The 23,186-nt window shown below is 70.3% G+C and carries 24 protein-coding genes and 1 tRNA gene; 16 read left to right on the top strand and 9 right to left on the bottom strand.

Features of this window, described 5'->3' with window-relative positions; translation table 11 throughout:
* The first annotated feature begins 1 nt into the window (after nucleotide 1).
* Complete coding sequence (gene fabG / locus ACIGEP_RS06335; RefSeq protein ID WP_396660749.1) at nucleotides 2-712, top strand: 3-oxoacyl-ACP reductase FabG; 711 nt, start codon at nucleotides 2-4, stop codon at nucleotides 710-712.
* Nucleotides 713-718: 6 nt separating this feature from the next.
* On the opposite strand, the gene ACIGEP_RS06330 is transcribed toward fabG, so the two are convergent.
* Genes ACIGEP_RS06330 through glgC form a run of 3 tightly spaced genes read right to left on the bottom strand, consistent with a single transcriptional unit; the run spans nucleotide 719 to nucleotide 3,366 of the window.
* Nucleotides 719-1,402 (bottom strand): alpha/beta fold hydrolase, encoded by a 684-nt coding sequence (locus ACIGEP_RS06330; RefSeq protein ID WP_396660748.1) that lies wholly within the window; start codon nucleotides 1,400-1,402, stop codon nucleotides 719-721.
* 45 nt (nucleotides 1,403-1,447) lie between these two features.
* Nucleotides 1,448-2,083: a phosphoserine phosphatase SerB gene (gene serB, locus ACIGEP_RS06325; protein ID WP_396660747.1), complete on the bottom strand. Its 636-nt coding sequence runs from the start codon at nucleotides 2,081-2,083 to the stop codon at nucleotides 1,448-1,450.
* A 38-nt stretch (nucleotides 2,084-2,121) separates the two neighbouring features.
* A complete protein-coding gene (glgC, locus tag ACIGEP_RS06320) occupies nucleotides 2,122-3,366 on the bottom strand; it encodes a glucose-1-phosphate adenylyltransferase (protein WP_396660746.1) in 1,245 nt (414 codons plus the stop codon).
* A 76-nt stretch (nucleotides 3,367-3,442) separates the two neighbouring features.
* Here glgC and glgA point away from each other — a divergent pair, with 76 nt between their 5' ends.
* The 3 genes from glgA to ACIGEP_RS06305 all read left to right on the top strand — a co-directional run bounded on the left by glgA (nucleotide 3,443) and on the right by ACIGEP_RS06305 (nucleotide 5,780).
* Complete coding sequence (glgA, locus tag ACIGEP_RS06315; RefSeq protein ID WP_396660745.1) at nucleotides 3,443-4,636, top strand: glycogen synthase; 1,194 nt, start codon at nucleotides 3,443-3,445, stop codon at nucleotides 4,634-4,636.
* A 27-nt stretch (nucleotides 4,637-4,663) separates the two neighbouring features.
* Entirely contained in the window at nucleotides 4,664-5,449 is a 786-nt protein-coding gene (locus ACIGEP_RS06310; protein ID WP_396660744.1) for an ABC transporter ATP-binding protein, read from the top strand.
* Nucleotides 5,450-5,528: 79 nt separating this feature from the next.
* Nucleotides 5,529-5,780 (top strand): type B 50S ribosomal protein L31, encoded by a 252-nt coding sequence (locus tag ACIGEP_RS06305; protein WP_018186539.1) that lies wholly within the window; start codon nucleotides 5,529-5,531, stop codon nucleotides 5,778-5,780.
* Between the two features lie 55 nt (nucleotides 5,781-5,835).
* On the opposite strand, the gene ACIGEP_RS06300 is transcribed toward ACIGEP_RS06305, so the two are convergent.
* On the bottom strand, nucleotides 5,836-6,618 hold the full coding sequence (locus ACIGEP_RS06300) for an exonuclease domain-containing protein (protein ID WP_396660743.1): 783 nt from the start codon (nucleotides 6,616-6,618) through the stop codon (nucleotides 5,836-5,838).
* Between the two features lie 65 nt (nucleotides 6,619-6,683).
* On the opposite strand from ACIGEP_RS06300, the gene ACIGEP_RS06295 reads away from it, so the two are divergent.
* Nucleotides 6,684-7,580, top strand: coding sequence for an alpha/beta fold hydrolase (locus ACIGEP_RS06295; protein ID WP_396660742.1), 897 nt, complete (start codon nucleotides 6,684-6,686; stop codon nucleotides 7,578-7,580).
* Here the strand turns inward: ACIGEP_RS06295 and ACIGEP_RS06290 are convergent.
* A complete protein-coding gene (locus ACIGEP_RS06290) occupies nucleotides 7,540-8,097 on the bottom strand; it encodes a CGNR zinc finger domain-containing protein (RefSeq protein ID WP_396660741.1) in 558 nt (185 codons plus the stop codon). The genes ACIGEP_RS06295 and ACIGEP_RS06290 overlap by 41 nt on opposite strands.
* Nucleotides 8,098-8,188: 91 nt before the next feature.
* Between ACIGEP_RS06290 and ACIGEP_RS06285 the strand changes: the two genes are divergently transcribed.
* Nucleotides 8,189-9,196: a DMT family transporter gene (locus ACIGEP_RS06285; protein ID WP_396660740.1), complete on the top strand. Its 1,008-nt coding sequence runs from the start codon at nucleotides 8,189-8,191 to the stop codon at nucleotides 9,194-9,196.
* Here ACIGEP_RS06285 and ACIGEP_RS06280 read toward each other — a convergent pair.
* Entirely contained in the window at nucleotides 9,144-9,617 is a 474-nt protein-coding gene (locus tag ACIGEP_RS06280) for an Lrp/AsnC family transcriptional regulator (protein ID WP_396660739.1), read from the bottom strand. The two genes, ACIGEP_RS06285 and ACIGEP_RS06280, sit on opposite strands and share 53 nt — an antisense overlap.
* A 177-nt stretch (nucleotides 9,618-9,794) precedes the next feature.
* On the opposite strand from ACIGEP_RS06280, the gene pdhA reads away from it, so the two are divergent.
* The 4 genes from pdhA to ACIGEP_RS06260 are packed head-to-tail and all read left to right on the top strand — an operon-like array spanning nucleotide 9,795 to nucleotide 14,417.
* A complete protein-coding gene (pdhA, locus tag ACIGEP_RS06275) occupies nucleotides 9,795-10,916 on the top strand; it encodes a pyruvate dehydrogenase (acetyl-transferring) E1 component subunit alpha (RefSeq protein WP_396660738.1) in 1,122 nt (373 codons plus the stop codon).
* Entirely contained in the window at nucleotides 10,913-11,920 is a 1,008-nt protein-coding gene (locus ACIGEP_RS06270) for an alpha-ketoacid dehydrogenase subunit beta (RefSeq protein ID WP_396660737.1), read from the top strand. The genes pdhA and ACIGEP_RS06270 overlap by 4 nt, the downstream gene beginning before the upstream one ends.
* On the top strand, nucleotides 11,917-13,254 hold the full coding sequence (locus ACIGEP_RS06265; protein WP_396660736.1) for a dihydrolipoamide acetyltransferase family protein: 1,338 nt from the start codon (nucleotides 11,917-11,919) through the stop codon (nucleotides 13,252-13,254). The genes ACIGEP_RS06270 and ACIGEP_RS06265 overlap by 4 nt, the downstream gene beginning before the upstream one ends.
* Nucleotides 13,251-14,417 (top strand): acyl-CoA dehydrogenase family protein, encoded by a 1,167-nt coding sequence (locus tag ACIGEP_RS06260; RefSeq protein ID WP_396660735.1) that lies wholly within the window; start codon nucleotides 13,251-13,253, stop codon nucleotides 14,415-14,417. The genes ACIGEP_RS06265 and ACIGEP_RS06260 overlap by 4 nt, the downstream gene beginning before the upstream one ends.
* A 3-nt stretch (nucleotides 14,418-14,420) precedes the next feature.
* Here the strand turns inward: ACIGEP_RS06260 and ACIGEP_RS06255 are convergent, their stop codons facing one another.
* Nucleotides 14,421-15,026, bottom strand: coding sequence for a histidine phosphatase family protein (locus ACIGEP_RS06255; protein ID WP_396660734.1), 606 nt, complete (start codon nucleotides 15,024-15,026; stop codon nucleotides 14,421-14,423).
* 27 nt (nucleotides 15,027-15,053) lie between these two features.
* Nucleotides 15,054-15,899: a Sir2 family NAD-dependent protein deacetylase gene (locus ACIGEP_RS06250; RefSeq protein ID WP_396660733.1), complete on the bottom strand. Its 846-nt coding sequence runs from the start codon at nucleotides 15,897-15,899 to the stop codon at nucleotides 15,054-15,056.
* Nucleotides 15,900-15,977: 78 nt separating this feature from the next.
* Between ACIGEP_RS06250 and ACIGEP_RS06245 the strand changes: the two genes are divergently transcribed.
* Nucleotides 15,978-16,769 (top strand): TrmH family RNA methyltransferase, encoded by a 792-nt coding sequence (locus ACIGEP_RS06245; protein ID WP_396660732.1) that lies wholly within the window; start codon nucleotides 15,978-15,980, stop codon nucleotides 16,767-16,769.
* A gap of 20 nt (nucleotides 16,770-16,789) precedes the next feature.
* Here ACIGEP_RS06245 and ACIGEP_RS06240 read toward each other — a convergent pair whose 3' ends face one another.
* On the bottom strand, nucleotides 16,790-17,632 hold the full coding sequence (locus ACIGEP_RS06240) for an SGNH/GDSL hydrolase family protein (RefSeq protein WP_396660731.1): 843 nt from the start codon (nucleotides 17,630-17,632) through the stop codon (nucleotides 16,790-16,792).
* A gap of 112 nt (nucleotides 17,633-17,744) precedes the next feature.
* Here ACIGEP_RS06240 and ACIGEP_RS06235 point away from each other — a divergent pair, with 112 nt between their 5' ends.
* The 5 genes from ACIGEP_RS06235 to ACIGEP_RS06215 all read left to right on the top strand — a co-directional run bounded on the left by ACIGEP_RS06235 (nucleotide 17,745) and on the right by ACIGEP_RS06215 (nucleotide 23,182).
* Nucleotides 17,745-19,589, top strand: coding sequence for a DEAD/DEAH box helicase (locus ACIGEP_RS06235; RefSeq protein WP_396661024.1), 1,845 nt, complete (start codon nucleotides 17,745-17,747; stop codon nucleotides 19,587-19,589).
* 83 nt (nucleotides 19,590-19,672) lie between these two features.
* A complete protein-coding gene (locus ACIGEP_RS06230) occupies nucleotides 19,673-20,776 on the top strand; it encodes a VIT1/CCC1 family protein (RefSeq protein ID WP_396660730.1) in 1,104 nt (367 codons plus the stop codon).
* A gap of 92 nt (nucleotides 20,777-20,868) precedes the next feature.
* Nucleotides 20,869-20,953: transfer RNA gene (locus ACIGEP_RS06225), tRNA-Leu, on the top strand.
* Between the two features lie 86 nt (nucleotides 20,954-21,039).
* On the top strand, nucleotides 21,040-22,338 hold the full coding sequence (locus ACIGEP_RS06220) for a M20/M25/M40 family metallo-hydrolase (RefSeq protein ID WP_396660729.1): 1,299 nt from the start codon (nucleotides 21,040-21,042) through the stop codon (nucleotides 22,336-22,338).
* Between the two features lie 10 nt (nucleotides 22,339-22,348).
* On the top strand, nucleotides 22,349-23,182 hold the full coding sequence (locus tag ACIGEP_RS06215; RefSeq protein ID WP_396660728.1) for an undecaprenyl-diphosphate phosphatase: 834 nt from the start codon (nucleotides 22,349-22,351) through the stop codon (nucleotides 23,180-23,182).
* Nucleotides 23,183-23,186 lie beyond the last annotated feature (4 nt).

Genomic DNA, 23,186 nt, shown 5'->3' with positions numbered 1-23,186 from the left:
CATGTCCCACGAGCGCGTCGTCCTCGTCACCGGAGGCAACCGCGGCATCGGCCGCGCGATCGCCGAACGGTTCGTCTCGGAGGGCTACACGGTGGCCGTCACGGCACGGTCGGGCGAGGGGCCCGAGGGGACGCTGACCGTGCGCGCCGACGTCACCGACGCGACGTCGCTCGACGCGGCGTACACCGAGGTCGAGCAGCAGCTCGGGCCCGTGGGTGTCGTCGTCGCCAACGCCGGCATCACGAAGGACACGCTGCTCCTTCGCATGACCGAGGACGACTTCGACACCGTCGTCTCGACCAACCTCGGCGGCGCCTTCCGCGTCGTCAAGCGTGCCGCGAAGGGGATGCTGCGCGCCAAGTGGGGCCGCGTCATCCTCATCTCCTCGGTCGTCGGCCTCTACGGCTCGGCCGGACAGATCAACTACTCGTCGTCGAAGAGCGCGCTCGTCGGTTTCGCCCGCTCGCTCACGCGCGAGCTCGGGTCGCGCGGCATCACGGCGAACGTCGTCGCACCCGGCTTCATCGAGACGGACATGACGGCGGCGCTGCCCGACGACACTCAGGCGGAGTACAAGCAGAACATCCCCGCTGCGCGCTTCGGGGCCGCCGACGAGGTCGCCGCCGCCGTCGTCTGGCTGGCATCGGACGACGCCGCCTACATCTCCGGCGCCGTCATCCCCGTCGACGGCGGTCTCGGCATGGGGCACTGACCGGAGTCAGCCCACCGCGTCGATGATCCGGCGCGCCAGCCGGCTCGGCGCCGAGAACTGCGGCCAGTGCCCGGTGTCGATCCGGACGACCTCCGCATGCTCGATGGCGGCGAACTCCGCCGCGAACGCGCCCCACTTCTGCACCACTTCGCGGAACGTCGCCTCGTCCATCGACCCCATGAGCATGGTGACAGGGACGCGATGCCGTTCGGTGCCCTCGAGCGCGAGACCGTCGGTCGGCACCTTCGCGGGGACGGATGCCGTGAGCGGAGCGGTGCGCCGGCGTGTCGCGTCGTCGAGGTCCGCGACATCCTCGGCGTCGAAGAAGTCCCACCCCGGGAACGGGATCACCCCGTCGACGACGGGGAATTCGGAGATGTCCGCTCTGGGCGGGGGAGGCGTCGTGTCGACGAACACGACCCGGCTCACTCGGTCGGCGCGGCGTTCGGCGGCACCCCACGCGACGTTCCCGCCGCCGCTGTGACCGACGAGGACGACCGGACCGTCGATGCGGTCGATCTCGTCGACGACGGCGTCGACCCAGTCGGAGAGGCGGGCGTCGGAGTTGGCGACGCCGACGCCGGGCATCGTGAGCGGATGCGGGGTGTGCCCCGCCTCGCGCAGCGCGGGCAGCACGTCGTCCCACGACGACGCGGTCAACCAGAGTCCGGGGATGAGGATGATGTCCATGCCCGCGAGGCTACTCGCGATCGCTGACACCCCATCGGGGTCGCGTCAAGGGAGGAGCGGGATGAGCTCGGCGAGATCGACCGGGCCCACGACGAGGTCGGCACGGCGGCGGACCGCCGGCTTCGCGTTGAAGGCGACCCCCAGGCCCGCGGCATCCATCATCAGGAGGTCGTTCGCCCCGTCGCCGACGGCGATCGTCGCCGACATCGCCACACCGTGGGTGTGCGCCCATTCCCGCAGGGACTCCGCCTTGCCCGCCGCGTCGACGATCGGGCCGTCGACGACACCGGTCAGGACGCCGTGGGCGGTTGCCAGGCGATTCGCGCGCCAGACGTCGACCCCGAGCGAGGGGGCGACCGTGTCGAGGATCTCGTGGAAGCCTCCCGAGACCACTGCCGCGACGCCGCCCCGATCGTGGATCGCCGCGATGAGCTCCTGGACGCCCGGCGTCGGTTCGATGCGGGCGAGCACGCGGGGGAAGGAGGCGACGGGCACGCCCGCGAGTTCGCCGGCGCGGGCGCGCAGACTCGTCGCGAAGTCGACCTCTCCGCGCATGGCGGCCTCGGTCGCGGCGGCGACCTCGGGCCCGCGGCCGGCTTCATCCGCGATCAGCTCGATGACCTCGTTGCGGATGATCGTGGAATCGGCGTCGAACACGACGAGGAACCGGGCGTGAGGCACCCGACAACGCTACCGGCTCCGTCGCCGGCGGCACGCGCTCACGCGGTGATGCGGATGTTCTTCCCCACGACCGTGAGCCCGCTGTCGGTGACCGTGAAGCCGCGCGACAGATCGAGCTCGCGGTCGACACCCACCGTGGCGCCCGGCTCGATCACGACGTTCTTGTCGAGGATCGCGCGGTGCACCCGCGCTCCCGCGCCGACGCTGACGTGGTCGAACAGGACCGAATCGGTGATCGTCGCACCGCCGCCCGAGAGCGTCCAGGGACCCAGCACGCTGCGCTCGAGGTGCGTGCCCGAGAGCACGCAGCCGAGCGAGACGATCGAGTCGATGGCGTTCCCGATGCGCCCCATCCCGTCGCGGACGAACTTCGCGGGCGGCGAGTTCACCGACTGCGAGCGGATCGGCCAGTCCATGTTGTACAGGTTGAACACCGGCAGCGCCGAGATGAGGTCCATGTGCGCGTCGAAGAAGGAGTCGATCGTACCCACATCCCGCCAGTAGTCGCGGTCGCGGTCGGTGGACCCGGGGACGTCGTTGCGCTTGAAGTCGTAGACCGCCGCCTCGCCGCGCGACACGAAGTAGGGGATGATGTCGCCGCCCATGTCGTGGTTCGAGGTCGGCAGCTCGCCGTCCGCCTCGACGGCTTCGATGAGGGCGTCGGTGTCGAAGACGTAGTTGCCCATCGAGGCGAGGACCTCGCCCGGGCTGTCCGGGAGTCCGGTCGGGTTCTGCGGCTTCTCGAGGAAGTCGCGGATGGTGACACCGTCGGTGGGATCCACGTCGATCACGCCGAACTGGTTGGCCAGCGAGATGGGCTGACGGATGCCGGCGACCGAGGCGCGGGCACCCGAGGCGATGTGCGCCTCGATCATCTGCTGGAAGTCCATGCGGTAGACGTGATCGGCGCCGATGACGGCCACGATGTCGGGCTTCTCGTCGTGGATGAGGTTGAGGGACTGCAGGATCGCGTCGGCGGATCCCGAGAACCACCGCTTGCCGAGCCGTTGCTGCGCCGGCACGGAGGTGACGTATGCGCCCAGCAGGGCCGACATCCGCCAGGTCTGCGACACGTGGCGATCGAGGCTGTGGGACTTGTACTGGGTGAGCACCACGATCTGGCGGAGCTCGGAGTTGATGAGGTTCGAGATCGCGAAATCGATCAACCGGTACTGCCCGCCGAAGGGCACGGCGGGTTTCGCGCGGTCCTGGGTGAGCGGCATGAGTCGCTTGCCCTCGCCTCCGGCGAGGACGATGCCGAGGACCTTCGGGGATGCTGCCATGTGCTCACACTATGTGCCTTTCGGAGGCTCCGACCAGGACTGTGACGCCGTGTCCCGGTGCCCTAGAGTTCGGTCCATGCGCGTCGACATCGTCACGAAGGAATACCCGCCCGAGATCTACGGCGGAGCGGGTGTCCACGTGACCGAACTCGTCAAGGCGCTCCGTTCCCGGATGGAGGTCCAGGTGCGCGCGTTCGGTGCCCCGCGCGACGAGGCGGACACGACCGCGTACGCCGTCCCGTCCGGGCTGTCGGCTGCCAATCCGGCCCTGCAGACGCTGGGCACCGACCTCGAGATCGTCGGCGACGTCGCCGGTGCGGACGTCGTGCACAGCCACACCTGGTACGCGAACTACGCCGGATTCCTCGCCTCGATGCTGCACGGTGTCCCGCATGTCGTGACGGCGCATTCCCTCGAGCCGCTGCGGCCCTGGAAGGCCGAGCAGCTCGGCGGCGGGTACGCCCTGTCGAGCTACGTCGAGAAGACCGCCTACGAGAACGCCGCCGCGGTCGTCGCCGTGAGCGACGGGATGCGGCGCGACATCCTCCGGAGCTACCCCGATCTCGATCCCGCCAAGGTGCGCGTCATCTACAACGGCATCGACGTCGACGCCTGGCAGCCGCGCGAGGACCCGGAGCTGCTGTCGCGGTGGGGGATCGACGCGTCGCGCCCATCGGTCGTCTTCGTCGGGCGCATCACCCGGCAGAAGGGTCTGCCCTACTTCCTCCGCGCCGCCGAGCTCCTGCCGCCCGAGGTCCAGTTGATCCTCTGCGCCGGTGCCCCCGACACGCCCGAGATCATGGCGGAGGTGCAGGGTCTCGTGCAGCAACTCCAGCGCAGCCGCGAGGGGGTCGTGTGGATCGAGGAGTTCCTGCCGCGTCCGGACCTGTGCGCGATCCTCACATCCGCGACGACGTTCGTGTGCCCGTCGATCTACGAGCCTCTCGGCATCGTGAACCTCGAGGCGATGGCCTGCGGGGCCGCCGTCGTGGGAACGGCGACCGGCGGCATCCCGGAGGTCGTCATCGACGGCGTCACGGGGCGACTGGTCGAGATCGAGCAGGCCGAGGACGGCACCGGGACGCCGGTCGATCCGGAGAAGTTCGTCGCCGACCTCGCCGCCACGTTGACCGAGGTCGTCTCCGACCCGGAGCGGGCGCGCGCCTACGGCAGAGCCGGTCGTGAGCGGGCGGCATCCGCCTTCAGCTGGGAGGCGATCGCCGACGAGACGGCGGCGCTCTACCGGGAGGTCGTGGCGGCCGCTCGGTAGCGCCGCGACGCTCGATAGGCTGGGGCCATGCCTCAGGTCCTCGAACTCGCCGACGTCGTCGTCCGCCGCAACGCCCGCAACATCGTCGACGGGATCGACTGGGAGGTCGAGTCCGACCAGCGCTGGGTCGTCCTCGGCCCCAACGGCGCCGGCAAGACCACCGTGCTGCAGCTCGCTGCGACCCTGGTCCACCCGACGTCCGGCGCGGTGACCGTCCTCGATGAGCGGCTGGGGCGCACGGATGTCTTCGACCTCCGCCCCCGGATCGGCTTCGCGTCGTCGGCGATGGCCAAGCGCGTCCCGCAGGACGAGTCCGTGCTGGACGTCGTTCTCACGGCGGCGTACTCGGTGCTGGGGCGCTGGCGCGAGGACTACGAGGCGATCGACGAGCGCCGTGCGCGTCGTGTGCTGGGGGAGTGGGGTCTCGCCGATCTCGCCGACCGCACCTTCGGCACGCTGTCGGACGGTGAACAGAAGCGTGTCCAGATCGCCCGAGCCGTCATGACGGACCCCGAGCTGCTGCTGCTCGACGAGCCCACCGCGAGCCTCGACCTCGGCGCCCGCGAGGAATTGCTGTCGCTCCTCGGCGGGTACGCGCAGGAGGAGTCGACGCCGGCCATGATCATGGTCACCCATCACGTCGAAGAGATCCCCGTCGGCTTCACGCACGTCCTGCTGCTGCGTGAGGGGGCGGCGGTCGCGCAGGGCCCGATCGCCGAGACGCTGACCGCTGAGAACCTGACCGCGACCTTCGGCATGCCGATCACGCTCACCGCCGAGGATGGCCGGTTCGCCGCTCGCGCGGCATCCTGATAGACTCTCGCGTTGGCGCACTCGCGCCGCAGACTTCCACCGCACCTGGCAAAATCCAGGGCACTTCGTGAGGAACCCAATGAAGACTGACATCCACCCCGAGTACCGCGCCGTCGTGTTCCGCGACCTCGGCTCCGGCGAGACCTTCCTGACCCGTTCGACGGTCTCCAGCGATAAGACGATCGAGCTGGACGGCGAGACGTACCCCGTCATCGACGTCGAGATCTCGTCCGCCTCGCACCCGTTCTACACGGGCAAGCAGCGCATCATGGACTCGGCCGGCCGCGTCGAGAAGTTCAACCAGCGCTTCAAGAACTTCGGCAGCAAGTAAGCAGCCACCCTCGAAGGCCCCGCTCCGGCGGGGCCTTCGTCGTTCCCCGGGGCGATCAGCGGATCGGCCAGCTGCCGTCGAGGGCGTCCTCGGGGTCGAGGCGGCCGATGCTGATGAAGTACTCCGTGAGGCTCTCGGCCTGCGCCCTGGCCCAGGACACCTGCTGCGTGTGGAGTTCGAGAGACCCCAACTCGAGCCCGTACCGGGCGGCGATGGCCTGCGCGACCCGGCCCGCGGCCACGGCGTCGGCCGCGGCGTCGTGAGCGCCCTCAAGCGGGACCGCGTAGTGGGCTGCGACGACCTCGAGCGTGCGCTTGCCGCGGCGATAGCGGTCGTAGGTCTTGTCCACCACGAGGGGGTCGATGACAGGTGACGGGGCGGCGATAGGTTCCACGGAGTGGCGCAGCGCCTCGTACTTGAGCATCGAGAAGTCGAAGGGCGCGTTGTAGGCGACAACCGGGATTCCGCGGTCGAAGAGCTCGCGCAGGGCAGCCGTCACCTCGGCGACGACCTCCGCGGCAGAACGGCCGGCAGCGCGTGCGTGGTCCGTCGTGATCCCGTGCACGGCGGTCGCGCCGGCCGGGATCTCGACGCCCGGGTCGGCGAGCCAGTTCCGAGCGGAGACGACGCGTCCGCCCGCGTCCAGCACCCCGACGTGCGCGGTGACGATGCGGTCCTCGCGGACGTCGATCCCCGTCGTCTCGAGGTCGAACACCCCGAGGGCGCCGACGCCCGGCGGGTCATCGGCGACAAGCCCGGGCGCGGAGTCGTGGTCGGGGCCGTTGTCCCCGTCCCACGCGTCGTCGTCCCACAGGGGGATCGACTGCCAACTCACCACGCTCCGACCGTAGGACGAGCCTCCGACATCCCTCGGGCGGCGCGCCGCGCTCGTAGACTCGTGGAGTGACCGTCGCCAGCCCGTACGCCGACCGCTTGCGCGCGATCTCTGTTCAGCGCCACGAGGTGACCGTCGCGGGTGTACCGACGGCCTACTGGGTCTACGGTCCGGACGACGCGGACACCACGATCCTCGCGGTGCACGGCTTCCGGGGGGAGCATCACGGCCTCGAGCCGGTGGTCGCCTTCCTGGAGGGCGTCCGGGTGATCTCGCCCGACCTGCCCGGGTTCGGCGAGACGCCGGCCCTGCCGGGACGGCACGACCTGGACTCGTACGCCGACTGGCTCACGGCCTTCGCCGCCGCGGCAGCGCCCGGCGCCGTCGTCCTCGGCCACTCCTTCGGGTCGATCGTCGCGTCGGCCGCCGTCGCGCGCGGGCTCCCGGCGCCTCGGCTGATCCTCGTGAACCCGATCGGCGCTCCCGCGCTCGAGGGGCCCCGTGGCATCCTCACACGACTGGCGATCTTCTACTACTGGGCGGGGGCGCGACTGCCGCGGCGGCTGGGTGACGCGCTGCTGCGCAACCCCGTGATCGTCCGCGTGATGAGCATCGCCATGGCCAAGACGCGCGACACGACCCTGCGTGCCTTCATCCACAATCAGCACGACACGTACTTCTCGCGTTTCGCCGACCGGGACACACTCCACGAGGCCTTCGTCACCTCGGTCTCGAACGACGTCCGAGCCGCCGCTCCGCGCATCGCCGTTCCCACGCTGCTGATCGCGGCCGAGAACGACGACATCACCCCGCTGTCCGCGCAGTACGAGTTGCAGAAGCTCTTCCCGGACGCGGAGCTCGTGGTGATCCCCGGCGTGGGGCATCTCATCCACTACGAGACGCCGCGGGCCGCGGCATCCGCCGTCACGCGCTTTCTTCGGCCTTCCGCCTCCGATACGCCATGACGTTCATGCGGTTGCCGCAGTTGCCGGTGTCGCAGTAGCGCTTGGAGCCGTTCTTCGAGTAGTCGATGTACACGGCTTCGCAGTCGTCGGCGGAGCAGACGCGGACGCGGTCGAATTCGTCGGATCGGATGACGTCGACGAAGGCCATCGCGACCTCCACGGTGATGCGCGTCGCGAGCGGAGCCGCGTCGTCGGTCGCGTGGATGTGCCAGTCGTAGCCGTCGTGGATGACGAGCTGGGGGAGAGCCTTCCCTTCGCGGAGCATGGCGTTGACGATGGGGACCGCTGCGACACGATCGCCGGTCCACAGCATCCGTAATCGTGTGCGTGCCGCCCGGAGCTCCGACAGTTCGACGTCGTCGCGGCGGATCACGCCGCTGTAGGGGAACTCCCGCAGGAACACCCCCATGTCCTCCAACGTGGCGAGGCGATCGACCCTCTCCGCGTCGATCCCCGGGAGGGAGTTCACCAGCGCCGTCGCTGCGCGTAGAGAGATCTCGGTGTCACGGATGAACATGGTGTTGACTCCTGACGCGTGGGATCGCTACTGTCACCAGTGTAAACATGCTTAGGTCATGACCGGCCGAACCGAATCCCGAGGGGCACCGATGACGCACACGGCACCCGCACGGCCCGCCGCGGGCCGCGATCCCCTGGTGCGACAGGTGCCGTCGTCCGGGCTGATCCTCGCGGTGACGAGCGCCCTGACGTTCTCCATCAGCGGGCCGATCGCCAAACCGCTCCTCGAGGGCGGTTGGTCGCTCGCATCGGTGCTCGCGATTCGCATGGGTGTCGCGGGACTCGTCCTCTTGCCGGCGCTCGTGCGCACCCTCCGTCAGCGCCCCGACTTCCTCCGCGTGCACTGGCTGTCGCTGGTCGCGTTCGGGCTCATCCCCGTCGTCGGCTGCCAGATTTTCTATTTCTCGGCGCTGCAGCGGATGCCGGTGGGTGTCGCCCTGCTCATCCAATACCTCGCGCCCGTCATGCTGGTGCTTTTCGTGTGGGCCAGGACGCGTCGCGCACCGTCCCGCACGGTCCTGATCGGATCCGTCGTCGCCATGGCCGGACTGGTCCTCGTCGTGGACATCGCCGGCGCCCGCTTCGACCTTCTGGGAACGATCTTCGCTCTTCTCGCCGCCGTCTGCGCGTGCGTGTACTTCGTGATGAGCGAGCGCACGGGCGACGACCTGCCGCCGCTCGCCCTCGCCGCCGGCGGACTCCTCGTCGGCACCGTGACGATCCTCGCCCTGGCCGGCCTCGGCATCCTTCCCCTCACCGTGTCGGCGGAGCCGGTGGATCTTCTCGGGGTGAGCGCCGCACCGTTGGTCCCGCTGCTGCTCGTCGGGCTCTGCACGGCGATGGGATATGCGTTCGGGGTCATGGCCGTGCCGAAGATCGGATCGCGCCTGGCCTCCTTCGTCGGTCTTTCGGAGGTGCTGTTCGCGCTGAGCTTCGCGTGGCTGCTGCTGGGCGAGGCCCCGGCCCCGGTCCAGTTCGTCGGCGGCGCGCTCATCCTGGCGGGCGTGGTCCTCGTCCGTGCCGAGGAGCGCGCGCCCTCCGATGTCAGTTCCCCCGCCGAGCCGCTGCCAGGAGAGGTCGGACCCGGTAGCCGATGACCTCGCCCATGGCGAGGGAGGTCTCGGTGCGCTCCACGCCGTCGATGGCGAGGATGCGGGCGTCGATGTCGAACAGGTGCTGCGTGTCGCGCGCCGCGACCCGCACGAGGAGGTCCACGGGCCCGCTGAGACCGTGACACTGCACGACCTCGGGGATCTCCTGCAGTTCGTCGGTGATCCGCGGCAGGTCCGCCTGACGCACCTGCACGTGCAGGATCGCGTCGATCGTGTAGCCCAGGGCAGCCGGCGACATGGCGCGTTCGAACGAAAGGAAGACGCCTGACCGTTCGAGCTTCGCCATGCGGGCCTGAACGGTGTTGCGGGAGAGCCCGAGACGCTCGGCGAGCGCGACCACCGTGGCGCGGTGGTCCTCGGCGAGGGCGTTCAGCAGCTCGAGATCCACGTGGTCGAGGGCGCTCATAGTGCCACACCATAGCAGGGGGTCATCCCGTCGTTTACGCATCCTGCTCAATGTTGCAGTCGATGCTTGAGCGAGGTGCGATGCCGACGTACTCTCGCAGCATCCGGCGACGAAGCCGGTGTTCTGCGCCGGTCACCCGTCCACAAGACGCGCGACCGCGATCAGAGAGGGACGATGATGACCGACACTCTGACCCCCGCCGCCGCCATGGCGAGCGACACCGAAGACGTGGCACGTCTTCTCGACCACGAGGGCCGTCGCGTCCGCGACGAGTGGCTCGACCGGTGGGCGGCCGACGTCGACGCCGCGATGCTGCGCCAGGTCTACCGCGACATGTTCCTTACGCGCCGGCTCGACGCCGAGGGAGTCGCCCTGCAGCGTCAGGGGCACCTGGGACTCTGGGCGCCGGCTCAGGGGCAGGAGGCCGTGCAGGTCGGCACGGCCTGGGCGTGTCACGATGACGACTTCCTCTTCCCGAGCTACCGCGAGATCGGTATCGAAGTCGTGCGCGGCGTGCAGCCTCGCGATTTCGTCATGGTCTGGCACGGCGCCGAACACGCCAGCTGGGACCCGTTCGACGTCCACGTCGCGAACCCGCAGATCATCATCGGCGCTCAGAGCCTCCACGCCGTCGGCTACGCGATGGGCATCCAGCGCGACGGCGGCGATCAGGTGGCGGTCGCCTACTTCGGCGACGGTGCGACGAGCCAGGGCGATGTGAACGAGGCGATGGTCTTCGGTTCCGCCTTCAGCGTGCCCGTCGTGTTCGTGTGCTCCAACAACCACTGGGCGATCTCGGAGCCGGTCGGACTGCAGTCGCGCACGCCGATCGCGGGCCGCGCGCCGGGCTTCGGCATCCCGAGTCTGCGCGTGGACGGCAACGACGTGCTCGCGTGCATCGCGGCGATGCGGTGGGCCGCCGACCACGCCCGCAGCGGCCGCGGACCGGCCTACCTCGAGGCCGTCACGTACCGCGTCGGACCGCACACCACCTCGGACGACCCCACCCGGTACCGGGACGCGGACGAGGTCGCGTATTGGCGTGCCCGTGATCCGCTCACCCGAGTCGAGTCGTACCTGCGCTCACTCGGTGCGATCGACGACGCGTTCGCCGCGCAGTTGACCGCGGATGCCGACCGCTTCACGGCGGCCATGCGCAGCGCGGTCGTGGGGGCCGCCGCACCCGACCCGATGCGCGTGTTCGACCACGTCTACGCCGAGTCGCACAGCGGCATCGAGGAGCAGCGGGCCGGGTTCGCCGCCTACCTCGACGGCTTCGCCGAGGGCGGTGCGCGATGACCGAGCTGACGATGGGCAAGGCCCTGACCGCGGCGATGCGTCGCGCCATGACGGACGACGAGCGTGTGCTCGTGATGGGTGAGGACATCGGCCGGCTCGGCGGTGTCTTCCGCATCACCGACGGACTGCAGTCCGAGTTCGGCCCGCGCCGCGTGGTCGACACCCCTCTCGCGGAATCCGGCATCGTCGGGACCGCGGTGGGCCTCGCCTTCCGCGGCTTCCGGCCGATCGTCGAGATCCAGTTCGACGGGTTCGTCTACCCCGCTTTCGACCAGATCGTCAGCCAGGTCGCCAAGCTGCACTACCGCACGCAGGGGCGCGTGAAGATGCCCCTGACGATCCGCATCCCGTGGGCCGGGGGTGTCGGCGCGGCGGAGCATCACTCCGAGTCGCCCGAGGCGTACTTCGTCCACACGGCGGGGCTGCGCGTGGTGGCGGTGTCGAATCCGCAGGACGCGTACACGATGCTGCGTCAGGCGATCGCGAGCGACGATCCGGTCGTGTTCTTCGAGCCCAAGCGGCTGTACCACGCGAAGGGCGAGGTCGACCTCGACAGCGACATCGCCGACGCGCCGCCGCTCGGGCTCGCGCGCGTCGTCCGTGAGGGGAGCGATGTCACCGTCGTCACCTACGGCGCCCAGGTCACGACGGCGATGGATGCCGCGCTCGCCGCCGAGGACGAGGGCGTGTCCCTCGAAGTCATAGACCTGCGTTCGTTGTCGCCCATCGACTACGGGACGGTCGCCGCGTCGGTCCGCCGCACCGGTCGCGTCGTCGTGACCCATGAGGCGTCCCGCGAGGCCGGCGTCGCCGCCGAGGTCATCGCGAGCATCACGGAGAAGTGCTTCCACTACCTCGAGGCCCCGCCGCTGCGGGTGACGGGACACGACGTGCCCTATCCGCCGGCGAAGCTCGAGCAGCATCATGTGCCGGACCTCGACCGGATCCTCGACGCCGTCGACCGCGTCCTGGGGCGTGCCGGGATGTCGGAGGTGACCGCATGATCACCGATTTCCGCCTCCCGGATCTCGGCGAGGGGCTCGTCGAGGCCGAGATCGTGCAGTGGCACGTCGCCGCCGGCGACGAGGTCACGCTGAACCAGACGATCGCCGAGGTCGAGACGGCGAAAGCCGTCGTCGAGCTGCCGTCCCCCTTCGCCGGGACCGTCGCCACCCTCCGCCACGCCGAGGGTGATGTGGTCCCGGTGGGGGAGGTCCTCATCTCGTTCGAGGTCGCGGGCTCGGATGCCGGTGAGCCCGCGACCGAGGCGGAGCACACGCGCGAGCCCAACCTCGTCGGGTACGGGGCGGCGCCCCGCAGCAGCGCGCGTCCGCAGCGGCGCGCCCGCGCAGGATCGGGCGGGGACGCCGTCGATCTGGCCGTCCGCGAGGCGGCGCCGCACGATGCGATCGCGCCCAGTGCTCCCGAGCGGGAGCCGCGCGAGCGACCGCGCTCGACACCGCCCGTCCGCAAGCTCGCGAGCGACCTCGGTGTCGACCTGGATCTGGTGGCAGCGAGCGGCGTGGACGGCGTCATCACGCGCGACGACGTCGAGGCGTACGCCGCCCGCACGACCGCATCCGCCGCTCCCGCGTCGCCGGTCGGTTCCGCGCCGGCCGCCCCGACACGCGCCGCCGCGGGCGACGTGCGCATACCGATCCGCGGAGTGCGCAAGCACACGGCCGACGCGATGGTGCGCTCCGCGTTCACCGCACCGCACGCGGCGACGTTCCTCACCGTCGACGTCTCGGCATCCGTCGCCTTCGTGGCGGGCCTGCGAGCCGACTCCCGATATGCGGGCCACCGGGTCGGGATCATGGCCGTCGCGGCGAAGGCGGTGTGTCTCGCGCTGCGACGCACACCGGAGCTGAATGCGACGTGGGACGACGCCGCGGGCGAGATCGTCCGCTTCGCGAAGGTCAACCTGGGGATCGCCGCCGCGACCGAACGCGGTCTGGTCGTCCCTTCGGTGAAGGATGCCGGCGGGATGTCGCTCCCCGAGCTGTCCGATGCGATCCGCTCCCTTGCCGACACGGCGCGGGCCGGCAGGTCGACACCGGCGGATCTCGTGGGCGGCACGTTCTCGATCACCAACTACGGCGTGTTCGGCGTGGACGCGGGGACCCCGATCCTCGTGCCCGGCGAGGCCGGGATCCTCGGTCTGGGCGCCGTGCAGCGCCGGCCGTGGGAGCACGAGGGCGGCATCGCGCTCCGCGACGTCATGACGCTGAGCCTGTCGTTCGACCACCGCCTCGTGGATGGTGCGGAGGCTGCCCGCTTCCTCACCGACGTCGGCGATGTCCTCCGCGACCCGGCCCGGGCGATGGTGTTCGCATGAGCCTGTCGCTGTCGGGATACGGCCTCAGTGAAGAGCAGGTCGAGCTCGCGGGCCTCGTACGCTCGTTCGCGGACGAGGTCGTCGCTCCGGTCTCGTACGACGCCGACCGCACGAAGTCGCTGCCCATGGACGTCGTGGCCCAGATGGGCGACATGGGGCTCTTCGGTCTGCCGTTCCCCGAGGAGGTCGGTGGCCAGGGCGGCGACTACATCACGCTCGGTCTCGCCATCGAAGCGCTCGCGCGCGTCGATCAGTCGATCGCCATCACCCTCGAAGCGGGCGTCAGCCTCGGCGCGATGCCGATCTTCCGGTTCGGGACGGACGCGCAGCGGGACGAGCACCTGCCCGACCTGCTCGCCGGACGCGCGCTCGCCGGATTCGGGCTGACCGAACCCGAGGCGGGATCGGATGCCGGAGCCACCCGCACGACGGCTCGTCTGGACGCCGGGGAGTGGGTGATCGACGGCGCCAAGCAGTTCATCACGAACTCCGGGACGCCGATCACCCGGTTCGTCACGGTGACTGCGGTCACGAGCGAGCCCGGCGCGCCCACACGCGAGATCTCGACGATCATCGTGCCGAGCGGAACATCCGGGTTCACGGTCGGCCCCGCCTACGACAAGGTCGGCTGGCACGCCAGCGACACGCATCCGCTCGCCTTCACCGGCGCGCGGGTGCCGGAAGGGAACCTGCTGGGCGAGCGCGGGCGCGGGTTCGCGAACTTCCTGCACATCCTCGACGAAGGCCGCATCGCGATCGCCGCCCTCGCCACCGGTGCCGCGGAGGGGTGTCTCGAAGCCGCCGTCGACTACGCAAAGAGCCGGATCGTGTTCGGGGAGTCGCTGGGCAGCAGGCAGAGTATCCAGTTCATGCTCGCGCGCATGCAGCAGCGCGTGCACGTCTCACGCTTGGCCTGGCTGCACGCGGCACGCCTGCGCGACGCGGGGCTGCCGTTCAAGACCGAGGCCGCCATCGCGAAACTCACCTCCAGTGACGCGGCGATGGACAACGCGCGCGACGCGACCCAGATCTTCGGTGGCAACGGGTTCATCAACGAGTACCCCGTGGCCCGTCACTTCCGCGATTCGAAGATCCTCGAGGTGGGGGAGGGGACGACCGAGGTGCAGCTGCTGCTGATCGCGCGCTCGCTCGGACTCGCCTGACCGTCAGACGGGCAGTGCGGAGGAGGTCAGGAGCGAGAGGCCGTCGCTCTCGACGCGGAAGGTGTGCGCCGAGCCGTTGGCCAGCTTGTGCCCCGGCTCGGGGTACTCGCCCGCCGTGACGTGCGAGATGACCGTCCGGATCAGTCCGCCGTGGGCTACCGCGATGACGTGGGGTGCGGCGGACGCGAGGCCGATCCGTGCATCGACGACCGCCTCCCGGATGCCGCGCAACGCGCGGGCGGTCACGTCCGGCCACGGCTCGGCTCCCGGAACGACGGCGGTGTGCCAGGGTCCCCAGCGGTCGAAGAACTCGACGTCCGTCAGCCCTTCGGCATCCCCGTACCCGCGCTCACGGAGCGCCGGGTAGGTCCGCGGCTCGGGCAGACGGAGGATCCCCGCGATGATCAACGCGGTCTCGTGTGCGCGGGACAGGTCGCTCGAGACGACGATTGTCGGGGTGAGCGGATCGAGGGTGTCGCGGAGCGCCTCGCCGGCGGCTCGCGCCTGCGCGCGGCCGGTGTCGTTGAGGGGGATGTCGCTCGATCCCTGGATCCGCCGCGAGAAGTTCCAGTCGGTCTCGCCGTGGCGTACGAGGGTGAGGATCGTCATCCGACGAGCCTAGACGCGACGCCGGTGTCAGGTCGCTGAGAGCGTTCGGGCGAGGGCTGTCAGCACCTCGGAGGTGCCGGCGTCGATCTTGACCGTCGCGCGGCCGTCGCCGCGGGTCTGACCGCGGTTGACGATGACGACGGGGAGCTTGCGGCGGCGGGCGCGATCGAGCAGGCGGATGCCGGAGTTCACCACGAGGGATGACCCGGCGATCAGCAGGGCGCTGCTCGCCCGCACCAGTTGCTCGGCCTCGCGGAACTTCTCGAGAGGGATGTACTCGCCGAAGAAGACGACCTCGGGCTTCAGCATCCCCCCGCAGACCGAGCAGTCGGGCACCACGAACCCGTCGCTGCGCCCTGGCAGGACGTCGCCGTCCGGGCCGAGCTCGACACTGTCGGGCACCGTGATCCACGGGTTGTCGCGGTCGATGCGCGCCGCGAGGTCACGCCGGTCGAACACCTGCCCGCAGTGCAGGCAGCTCACGCGCCGCATGGTGCCGTGCAGCTCGACCACGCGGCGGCTCCCCGCGCGCAGGTGCAAGCCGTCCACGTTCTGCGTGATGACGCCGGTGGCGACCCCCGACCGCTCGAGCTCGGCGAGCGCACGGTGCCCGTCGTTCGGCGACGCGGCGGCGAACGTCCGCCAACCGAGATGGCTGCCCACCCAGTACCGGCGCCGGGACGCGTCGTCGGCGAGAAACTCCTGCGCCGTCATGGGCGTGCGCACGGGAGCGCCCTTGCCGCGGTAGTCGGGGATGCCGGAGTCGGTGGAGACCCCGGCACCGGTGAGGACCGCGACGCGGCGGCCGGCGAGCGCATCGACCGCACGTTCGACGGCGGCGCTCGTCGCGTCATCCAGGTGCAGCAGGCTCATGATCCTCCTCGGTCACCGAGCCTACGCCGTCGCGGTTTCACGGAGATCACGTCGCGACGCCCGTGACAGCATGGGCTCATGACGACGATCCGGATCGACGACGCCGCCGATCCGCGCCTCGCGGACTATCGCGATCTGACCGACACGGCACTCCGTCGCGTCGCAGAGCCTGCCGGGGGTCTCTACATCGCGGAGTCGGCCAAGGTGATCGCGCGAGCGGTCGCCGCGGGCCACCGACCCCGTTCCCTCCTCGTGCAGGAGAAGTGGCTGGCCGAGGCGATCCCGCTGGCGGGGGACGCACCCGTCTTCGTCGTGCCGGACACGGTCGCTGAGGCGCTCACCGGGTTCGCCGTGCACCGCGGCGCGCTCGCCGCCATGCAGCGCCCCGCGCTCCCGGACCCGGCCGCACTTCTGGAGGGCGCCCGCACGGTGGTCGTCCTGGAGGACATCGTCGACCACACGAACGTCGGCGCCGCCTTCCGCGCCGCCGCTGCCCTCGGGGCCGACGCTGTCCTCGTCAGTCCTCGCTGCGGCGATCCCCTCTACCGCCGCAGTGTGCGGGTGAGCATGGGTACCGTCTTCCAGGTGCCGTGGGCGCGGCTGCCCGAGTGGGATGCGGCGACGCCGATGTTCTCGGCCGCCGGCATCCACGTCGCGGCGCTCGCGCTGTCGGAGGATGCCGTCCCGCTCGATGTGTTCGCGACGGCGCGTCCCGAGCGACTCGCCGTCCTCATGGGTTCCGAGGGGACCGGCCTGTCGCCTGCGGCGCTCGCCGCAGCGGACACCGTGGTGACGATCCCGATGGCCGGGGGTGTCGATTCGCTCAACGTCGCCTCGGCCGCCGCTGTCGCGCTCTGGGCACTGCGCTGAGGACGGAGCGCTAGGGCGCGTCAGTCGGCGGGCGTCCTCACCGGGAAGGGCAGCGCCTCGGGGCGCTTCGCCGTGATGTTGTCGCCGGACGACTGGTGTCGCAGCCGCCGGAGCACCCACGGCACGAAGTACTCGCGCGCCCACACCAGGTCGTTCGCGCGGGCGGCGCGCCAGGTCGTAGCCGGAAGCGCCTCCGGCGCCATGGGCTGCAGGTCGTTCGGGACGTTCAGCGCGCGCAGCACCATGCGGGCGACCTCATGGTGACCGAGCGTGTTGTAGTGCAGCCGGTCGTCGTCGAAGAAGCGCATGTCCTGCACCTCTTTGAGCGCCCACTGGTCGGCCACGATGCAGTCGTAGCGGTCGGCGATCGCGCGGATGTTCTCGTTGTAGATCGCCACGCGCCCGCGGATGCCGCGGAACACCGGAGTGAACTCGGTGTCGACCGCTGTGAAGACGAGGAGCGTCGCGCCCTGCGACGACAGGCGGGCGACGGCATCCTCGAACAGTTCCGCAACGGCATCCGGGTCGCCCTGCGGGCGGATGACGTCGTTTCCTCCGGCGGACAGGGTGATGAGGTCCGGCTTGAGGGCGAGCGCCGGCTCGACCTGGTCGTCCACGATCTGGCGGATCAGCTTGCCGCGGATCGCGAGGTTCGCGTAGGCGAAGTCCTCGACCTGCGAGGCCAGCACGGCTGCCACACGGTCGGCCCAACCGCGGTGCTCGCCGGGGCGGTCGGGGTAGGGGTCGCCGATCCCCTCGGTGAACGAGTCACCGATCGACACCATCCGTCGCCATGGGTGGGCGGTCGGGTTGGGGACGTAGGGCGAACGGTTCTCGTCGGGCCCGGAGTCGATCTCGCGCATGGCACCTCCGCTTCGAGGCTACCCGTCGAACCTTCCGCACGCGGAGCGCCGACGTCTGAGGGAGGACCCGCTGTCGGCCGGAGGATTAGGGTGGATCGACGTGGCGAGCGAGATGACGAACGAAGAGGGGGCGGCGTCGACAGAGCCCCATTTCGGGAGTTTCGCCGCCGAGCACCTCTCACCGGCCTTCCCGCAGCGCGCCCCGTGGGGAACGGCCCAGAACCTCCGCGCCTGGCAGGCCGAGGCCCTGGAACGGTACTTCGAGGTCGACGGGCCCGACGGCGTCGGACGCGGCCCGCGTGACTTCCTCGCCGCCGCGACGCCCGGCGCCGGCAAGACCACCTTCGCCCTCCGCCTGGCAAGCGAGTTGCTGCGGCGCCAGGTGATCGACCGCATCATCGTCGTCGCACCCACCGAGCACCTGAAGACGCAGTGGGCGGATGCCGCGGCCCGCGTCTCCATCCGCCTCGACCCTCGTTTCAGCAACAGGCACTACTCGCCGGCGCGGCACTACCACGGCGTCGCCGTCACCTACGCGCAGGTCGCCGTCAAAGCCTCGGTGCACGAGCGTCTCGTCCTCGACTCGCGCTCCCTCGTCATCCTCGACGAGGTCCATCACGGCGGTGACGCGCTCAGCTGGGGCGACGCGCTCCGCGAGGCGTACGGCCGCGCGACCCGACGCCTGCTGTTGTCGGGGACACCGTTCCGCAGCGACACGGCACCCATCCCGTTCGTCGAGTACCACCCGAACGAGAAGGGCATCCGCCTCTCGCGGACCGATTACAACTACGGCTACGGTCGCGCGCTCGCCGACGGTGTCGTCCGCCCGGTGCTGTTCCACGTCTACGCCGGCCAGATGAAGTGGCGGACGAAGGCCGGCGACGAGTACGAGGCCCACCTCGGTCAGGACAACACGAAGGACATCAACGCGCAGGCGTGGCGGACCGCCCTGAATCCCGAGGGGGAGTGGATCTCCGCCGTCCTGCGCTCCGCCGACCGACGACTCAGCGAGGTCCGCCAGGACGTCCCGGATGCCGGGGGCCTCGTCATCGCCACCGACCAGACGGCGGCGAGGGCCTATGCCGCGATCCTGCGCGACATCACGGGCGAGCCGACCACGGTCGTCCTCTCCGACGACAAGGCAGCGTCGGGACGCATCGAGACCTTCTCGCAGTCGACGACGCGGTGGATGGTCGCGGTGCGGATGGTGTCCGAAGGCGTCGACGTCCCGCGCCTGGCCGTCGGCGTGTACGCGACGAGCGCCTCGACGCCGCTGTTCTTCGCCCAGGCCATCGGGCGCTTCGTGCGCGCCCGGCGTCGCGGCGAAGCCGCATCCGTCTTCCTCCCGAACGTCCCGCAGCTGCTGGCCCTCGCGAACGAGATGGAGCGTGAACGCGACCACGCGCTCGATCGGGAGGAGTCGGACGACGACGGTCTCGAGGATTCGCTGCTGGAGGAGGCCGAGCGTGACGACAAGGCCTCGGACGCGCTCCTCGAGGAGGGCAGCTACCAGGCCCTCGGCTCGACCGCGCACTTCGACCGTGTGCTGTACGACGGCAAGGAGTTCGGGCAGCTCGCCGTCCCCGGCACACTCGAGGAGGAGGAGTTCCTCGGGATCCCGGGGCTGCTCGAACCCGAGCACGTGCACGAGCTGCTCATGCAGCGGCAGTCGCGGCAGACGCGCCATCGGCACGCGCGCGAGGCGCAGGAGAAGGTGAACGGCGAGGCGACCGGCGAGCCCGAGAACACGCTGCCGCCGGCGCTGCACCGCACGCTTCGCGAACAGCGGCAGCTGCTGAACAGCCTCGTCGGGCTCTACGCCCGCCAGAGCGGCGAACCCCACGGCGCGGTCCACGCCGAGCTGCGTCGCGTGTGCGGCGGGCCGGAGGTCGCGCGGGCGACGGTCGCCCAGCTGCAGGCGCGTATCGACGTCCTACGGCGACGCGTGCACTCCTGAGCCGCCCTTCGGATCCCCGAAATGCTGGCAGTTCCGGCTTTCCGGCGGTCCGCGGCGAATGCGCTGGCTACCGTGAAAGGGACATGAGCACGATGAATGCGACGCCCCTGCCCGACGCAACCCCCCGCGACCGTCGGCGGTGGGCCTCCTACCTCGCCGACGAACGCGCCGAGGCGCGCGTGTACCGCGAGCTCGCCGCGCGCAAGTCCGGCGAGGAGCGCGAGATCCTCACGGCGCTCGCCGAGGCCGAGGGGCGCCACGAGGCGCACTGGCTGGGTCTGCTGGGCGGAGAGCCCGCACGACTGCCCCGGGCATCGGTGCGCACGCGGATGCTGGCGGGCATGGCCCGCCGGTTCGGGTCGATCTTCGTCCTGGCGCTCGCCCAGAACGCCGAGAACCGCTCGCCCTACGACGACGATCCGCACGCGACGCCCGCCATGCGCGCCGACGAGAAGATCCACGGCGAGGTCGTACGCGGTCTCGCCGCCCGCGGACGGATGCGGCTCTCGGGCACCTTCCGGGCGGCGGTCTTCGGCGCCAACGACGGCCTGGTCTCCAATCTCGCCCTCGTCATGGGCATCGGTGCGACCGGCGTCGCGCCGCAGTTCGTGCTCTTCAGCGGGATCGCCGGTCTGCTCGCCGGCGCCCTGTCGATGGCGGCCGGCGAATTCGTCTCGGTGCGCTCGCAGCGCGAACTGATCGAGGCGACGCATCCGAACAACGACACCGATCACGTCCTGCCCGACCTCGACCTGGACGCGAACGAGCTCGCGCTCGTGTATCGGACCCGCGGACTCGACGAGGACGACGCCCTGGCGCGCGCTCGCAAGGTGATCGCGACCGCACAGGAAAGCGACCGCGCCGTGCCGTATCGCCGCGCTGCGGAGCCGCCCGCCGACCTCGAGTCCGTCGGATCGGCCTTCGGGGCCGCGGGGTCGAGCTTCGCCTTCTTCGCCTCCGGCGCCGTCATCCCCGTCCTGCCGTGGATCTTCGGTCTCTCGGGGCTGTCGGCCGTCGTGCTCGCGTTGGCCCTCGTCGGGCTCGCTCTGCTCCTCACCGGAGCGACTGTCGGCCTGCTCTCGGGCGCGCCGCCGCTGCGGCGCGGCCTGCGACAGCTCGCCATCGGCTTCGGCGCGGCAGCGATCACGTACGTGTTGGGTCTGCTGTTCGGGGTGTCCGCCGCGTAGTGGCCTCGATTATCGGCGGCGGTCAGAACGTGCTACTGTCGATCCTCGGTTGCGAAACCGGAATCCCCGAGGAAACGACGGGAAAAAACTCTGCGCGGGTGGCGGAATAGGTAGACGCGCTAGCTTGAGGTGCTAGTGCCCGAATAGGGCGTGGGGGTTCAAGTCCCCCCTCGCGCACAGAGTCGAAATGGGTCCCGAAAGGGGCCCATTTCTCGTTTCCGGGCTCCGCGGAGACGGCGGATCGACCCGGTAGCGTGGGCCGCATGTCCGCTTCCGACGATCTGCCCGAGGTCGCCCGCGTCGCGCGCGATCTCATCCGTTTCGACACGACGAACCACGGCGAAGGCCGCGCGAAAGGCGAGCGCGAGGCCGCCGAGTACGTCGGCGCGTACCTCGAGTCGATCGGGCTCACCCCCGAGTACTACGAACCGATCCCGCGTCGGACGAACGTCACGGCACGGGTGCCGGGGCGCAATCCCGACAAGCCCGCCCTCATCCTCCACGGACACCTCGACGTCGTCCCGGCCGTCGCGGAGGACTGGAGCGTCGACCCCTTCGAGGGTGTCGTCAAGGACGGGATGCTGTGGGGCCGCGGCGCGGTCGACATGAAGGACATGGACGCCATGATCCTGACCGCCGTCGGCGACCTGCTGCGGGCGGGGGAGCGGCCCGAGCGCGACCTCATCCTGACCTTCTTCGCCGACGAGGAGAATGGCGGCGTCGAAGGGTCCCAGCTGGTCGTCCGCGACCGCGCCGAATGGTTCGCGGGGGCGACCGAGGCGATCAGCGAGGTCGGCGGCTACTCGATCGCCGTGGGTGAGGAACGCGCCTACCTCCTGCAGGTCGGCGAGAAGGCGCTGATCTGGATCAGGCTCCATGCGACGGGACAGGCCGGCCACGGCAGCCGGCACCACCCCGACAACGCCGTCACGCGCCTCGCCGAGGCCGTCGCAGCCCTCGGCCGCACCGGATGGCCGATCGAGCTCACCTCCACCACCCGTCAGCTCGTCGGCTCGCTCGCCGATCTCTCCGGAACCCTGGCCGATGATCCCGACGCCGTCGCCGACACGGCGGGGGCGGCATCCGCGTTCCTGCGCTCCACCTTCCGGACCACCACCAACCCGACGGGGCTGACCGCGGGCTACAAGCACAACGTGATCCCGGATGCCGCGACCGCCGCCATCGACATCCGCACCCTCCCGGGGCACGAGGACGAGGTCCTCGCGCAGGTGCAGCGCATCGTCGGCGACGACATCCGTATCGAGGTCGTCCACCGCGACATCGGACTCGAGGTCCCCTTCGCCGGAGATCTCGTCGACGCGATGGTCGGCGCGCTGGGACGGCACGATCCGGGTGTGCCGGTCATCCCGTACCTTATGGGGGGAGGGACCGACAACAAGGCCCTCGCCGAGCTCGGCATCGCCGGGTTCGGGTTCGCACCGTTGCGGCTGCCCACCGATCTCGACTTCACGGGGATGTTCCACGGTGTCGACGAGCGCGTCCCGATCGACGCGCTGGTCTTCGGGCAGCGAGTGCTCACCGATCTGATCCGCTCGTACTGAAAGGCCGCGCATGTCGATCCTCGAGGCCATCATCCTGGGCATCGTCCAGGGTCTGACCGAGTTCCTCCCCATCTCGTCGAGCGCGCACCTGCGCATCGTGGGGGAGTTCCTGCCGTCGGCCGAGGACCCGGGAGCGACTTTCACCGCGATCACGCAGATCGGCACGGAACTGGCCGTCCTCGTCTACTTCTGGAGCCGGATCATGCGGATCATCGGCGCCTGGGCGAAGTCGCTGACCGGCGCCGTTCCGCGCAACGACCCCGACGCCCGCATGGGATGGATCGTCATCATCGGCACGATCCCGATCGGTGTGCTCGGCTTCCTGTTCCAGGACGTCATCCGCGACACGTTCCGCAACCTCTGGCTCGTCGCGACCGTGCTCATCGTGTTCGGCCTCATCCTCGGCGCCGCCGACGCGCTGGGCAAGCGGGTGCGCACCGAGAAGGACCTGACGCTGGGGCACGGGTTGACCCTCGGGTTCGCGCAAGCCCTGGCGCTGATCCCCGGCGTCTCGCGCTCGGGAGCCACGACGACGGCCGGCCTGGCGCTCGGGTACACCCGTCCCGCGGCTGCCGAGGTCGCGTTCCTCCTGGCGGTGCCGGCCGTGTTCGGCTCGGGCCTGTACGAGCTCGTGCAGGCCATCCGCGAGCCGGGGGAGTCGCCCTTCACCCTGGTCGAGACCGGCGTCGCGACGGTCGTCTCATTCGGCGTCGGACTGGCCGTCATCGCGTACCTGATGCGGTACCTCAAGCGAGGCAGCTTCCTGCCGTTCGTCCTCTACCGCGTGGTGCTGGGTGTCGTCCTCATCATCCTGCTCGCCACCGGGGTGCTGCAGGCGTACTGAGCGG

Source organism: Microbacterium sp. NPDC077663 (assembly GCF_044542795.1).
Lineage (GTDB): Bacteria > Actinomycetota > Actinomycetes > Actinomycetales > Microbacteriaceae > Microbacterium.
This window is presented reverse-complemented; position numbering and strand designations above follow the sequence as displayed.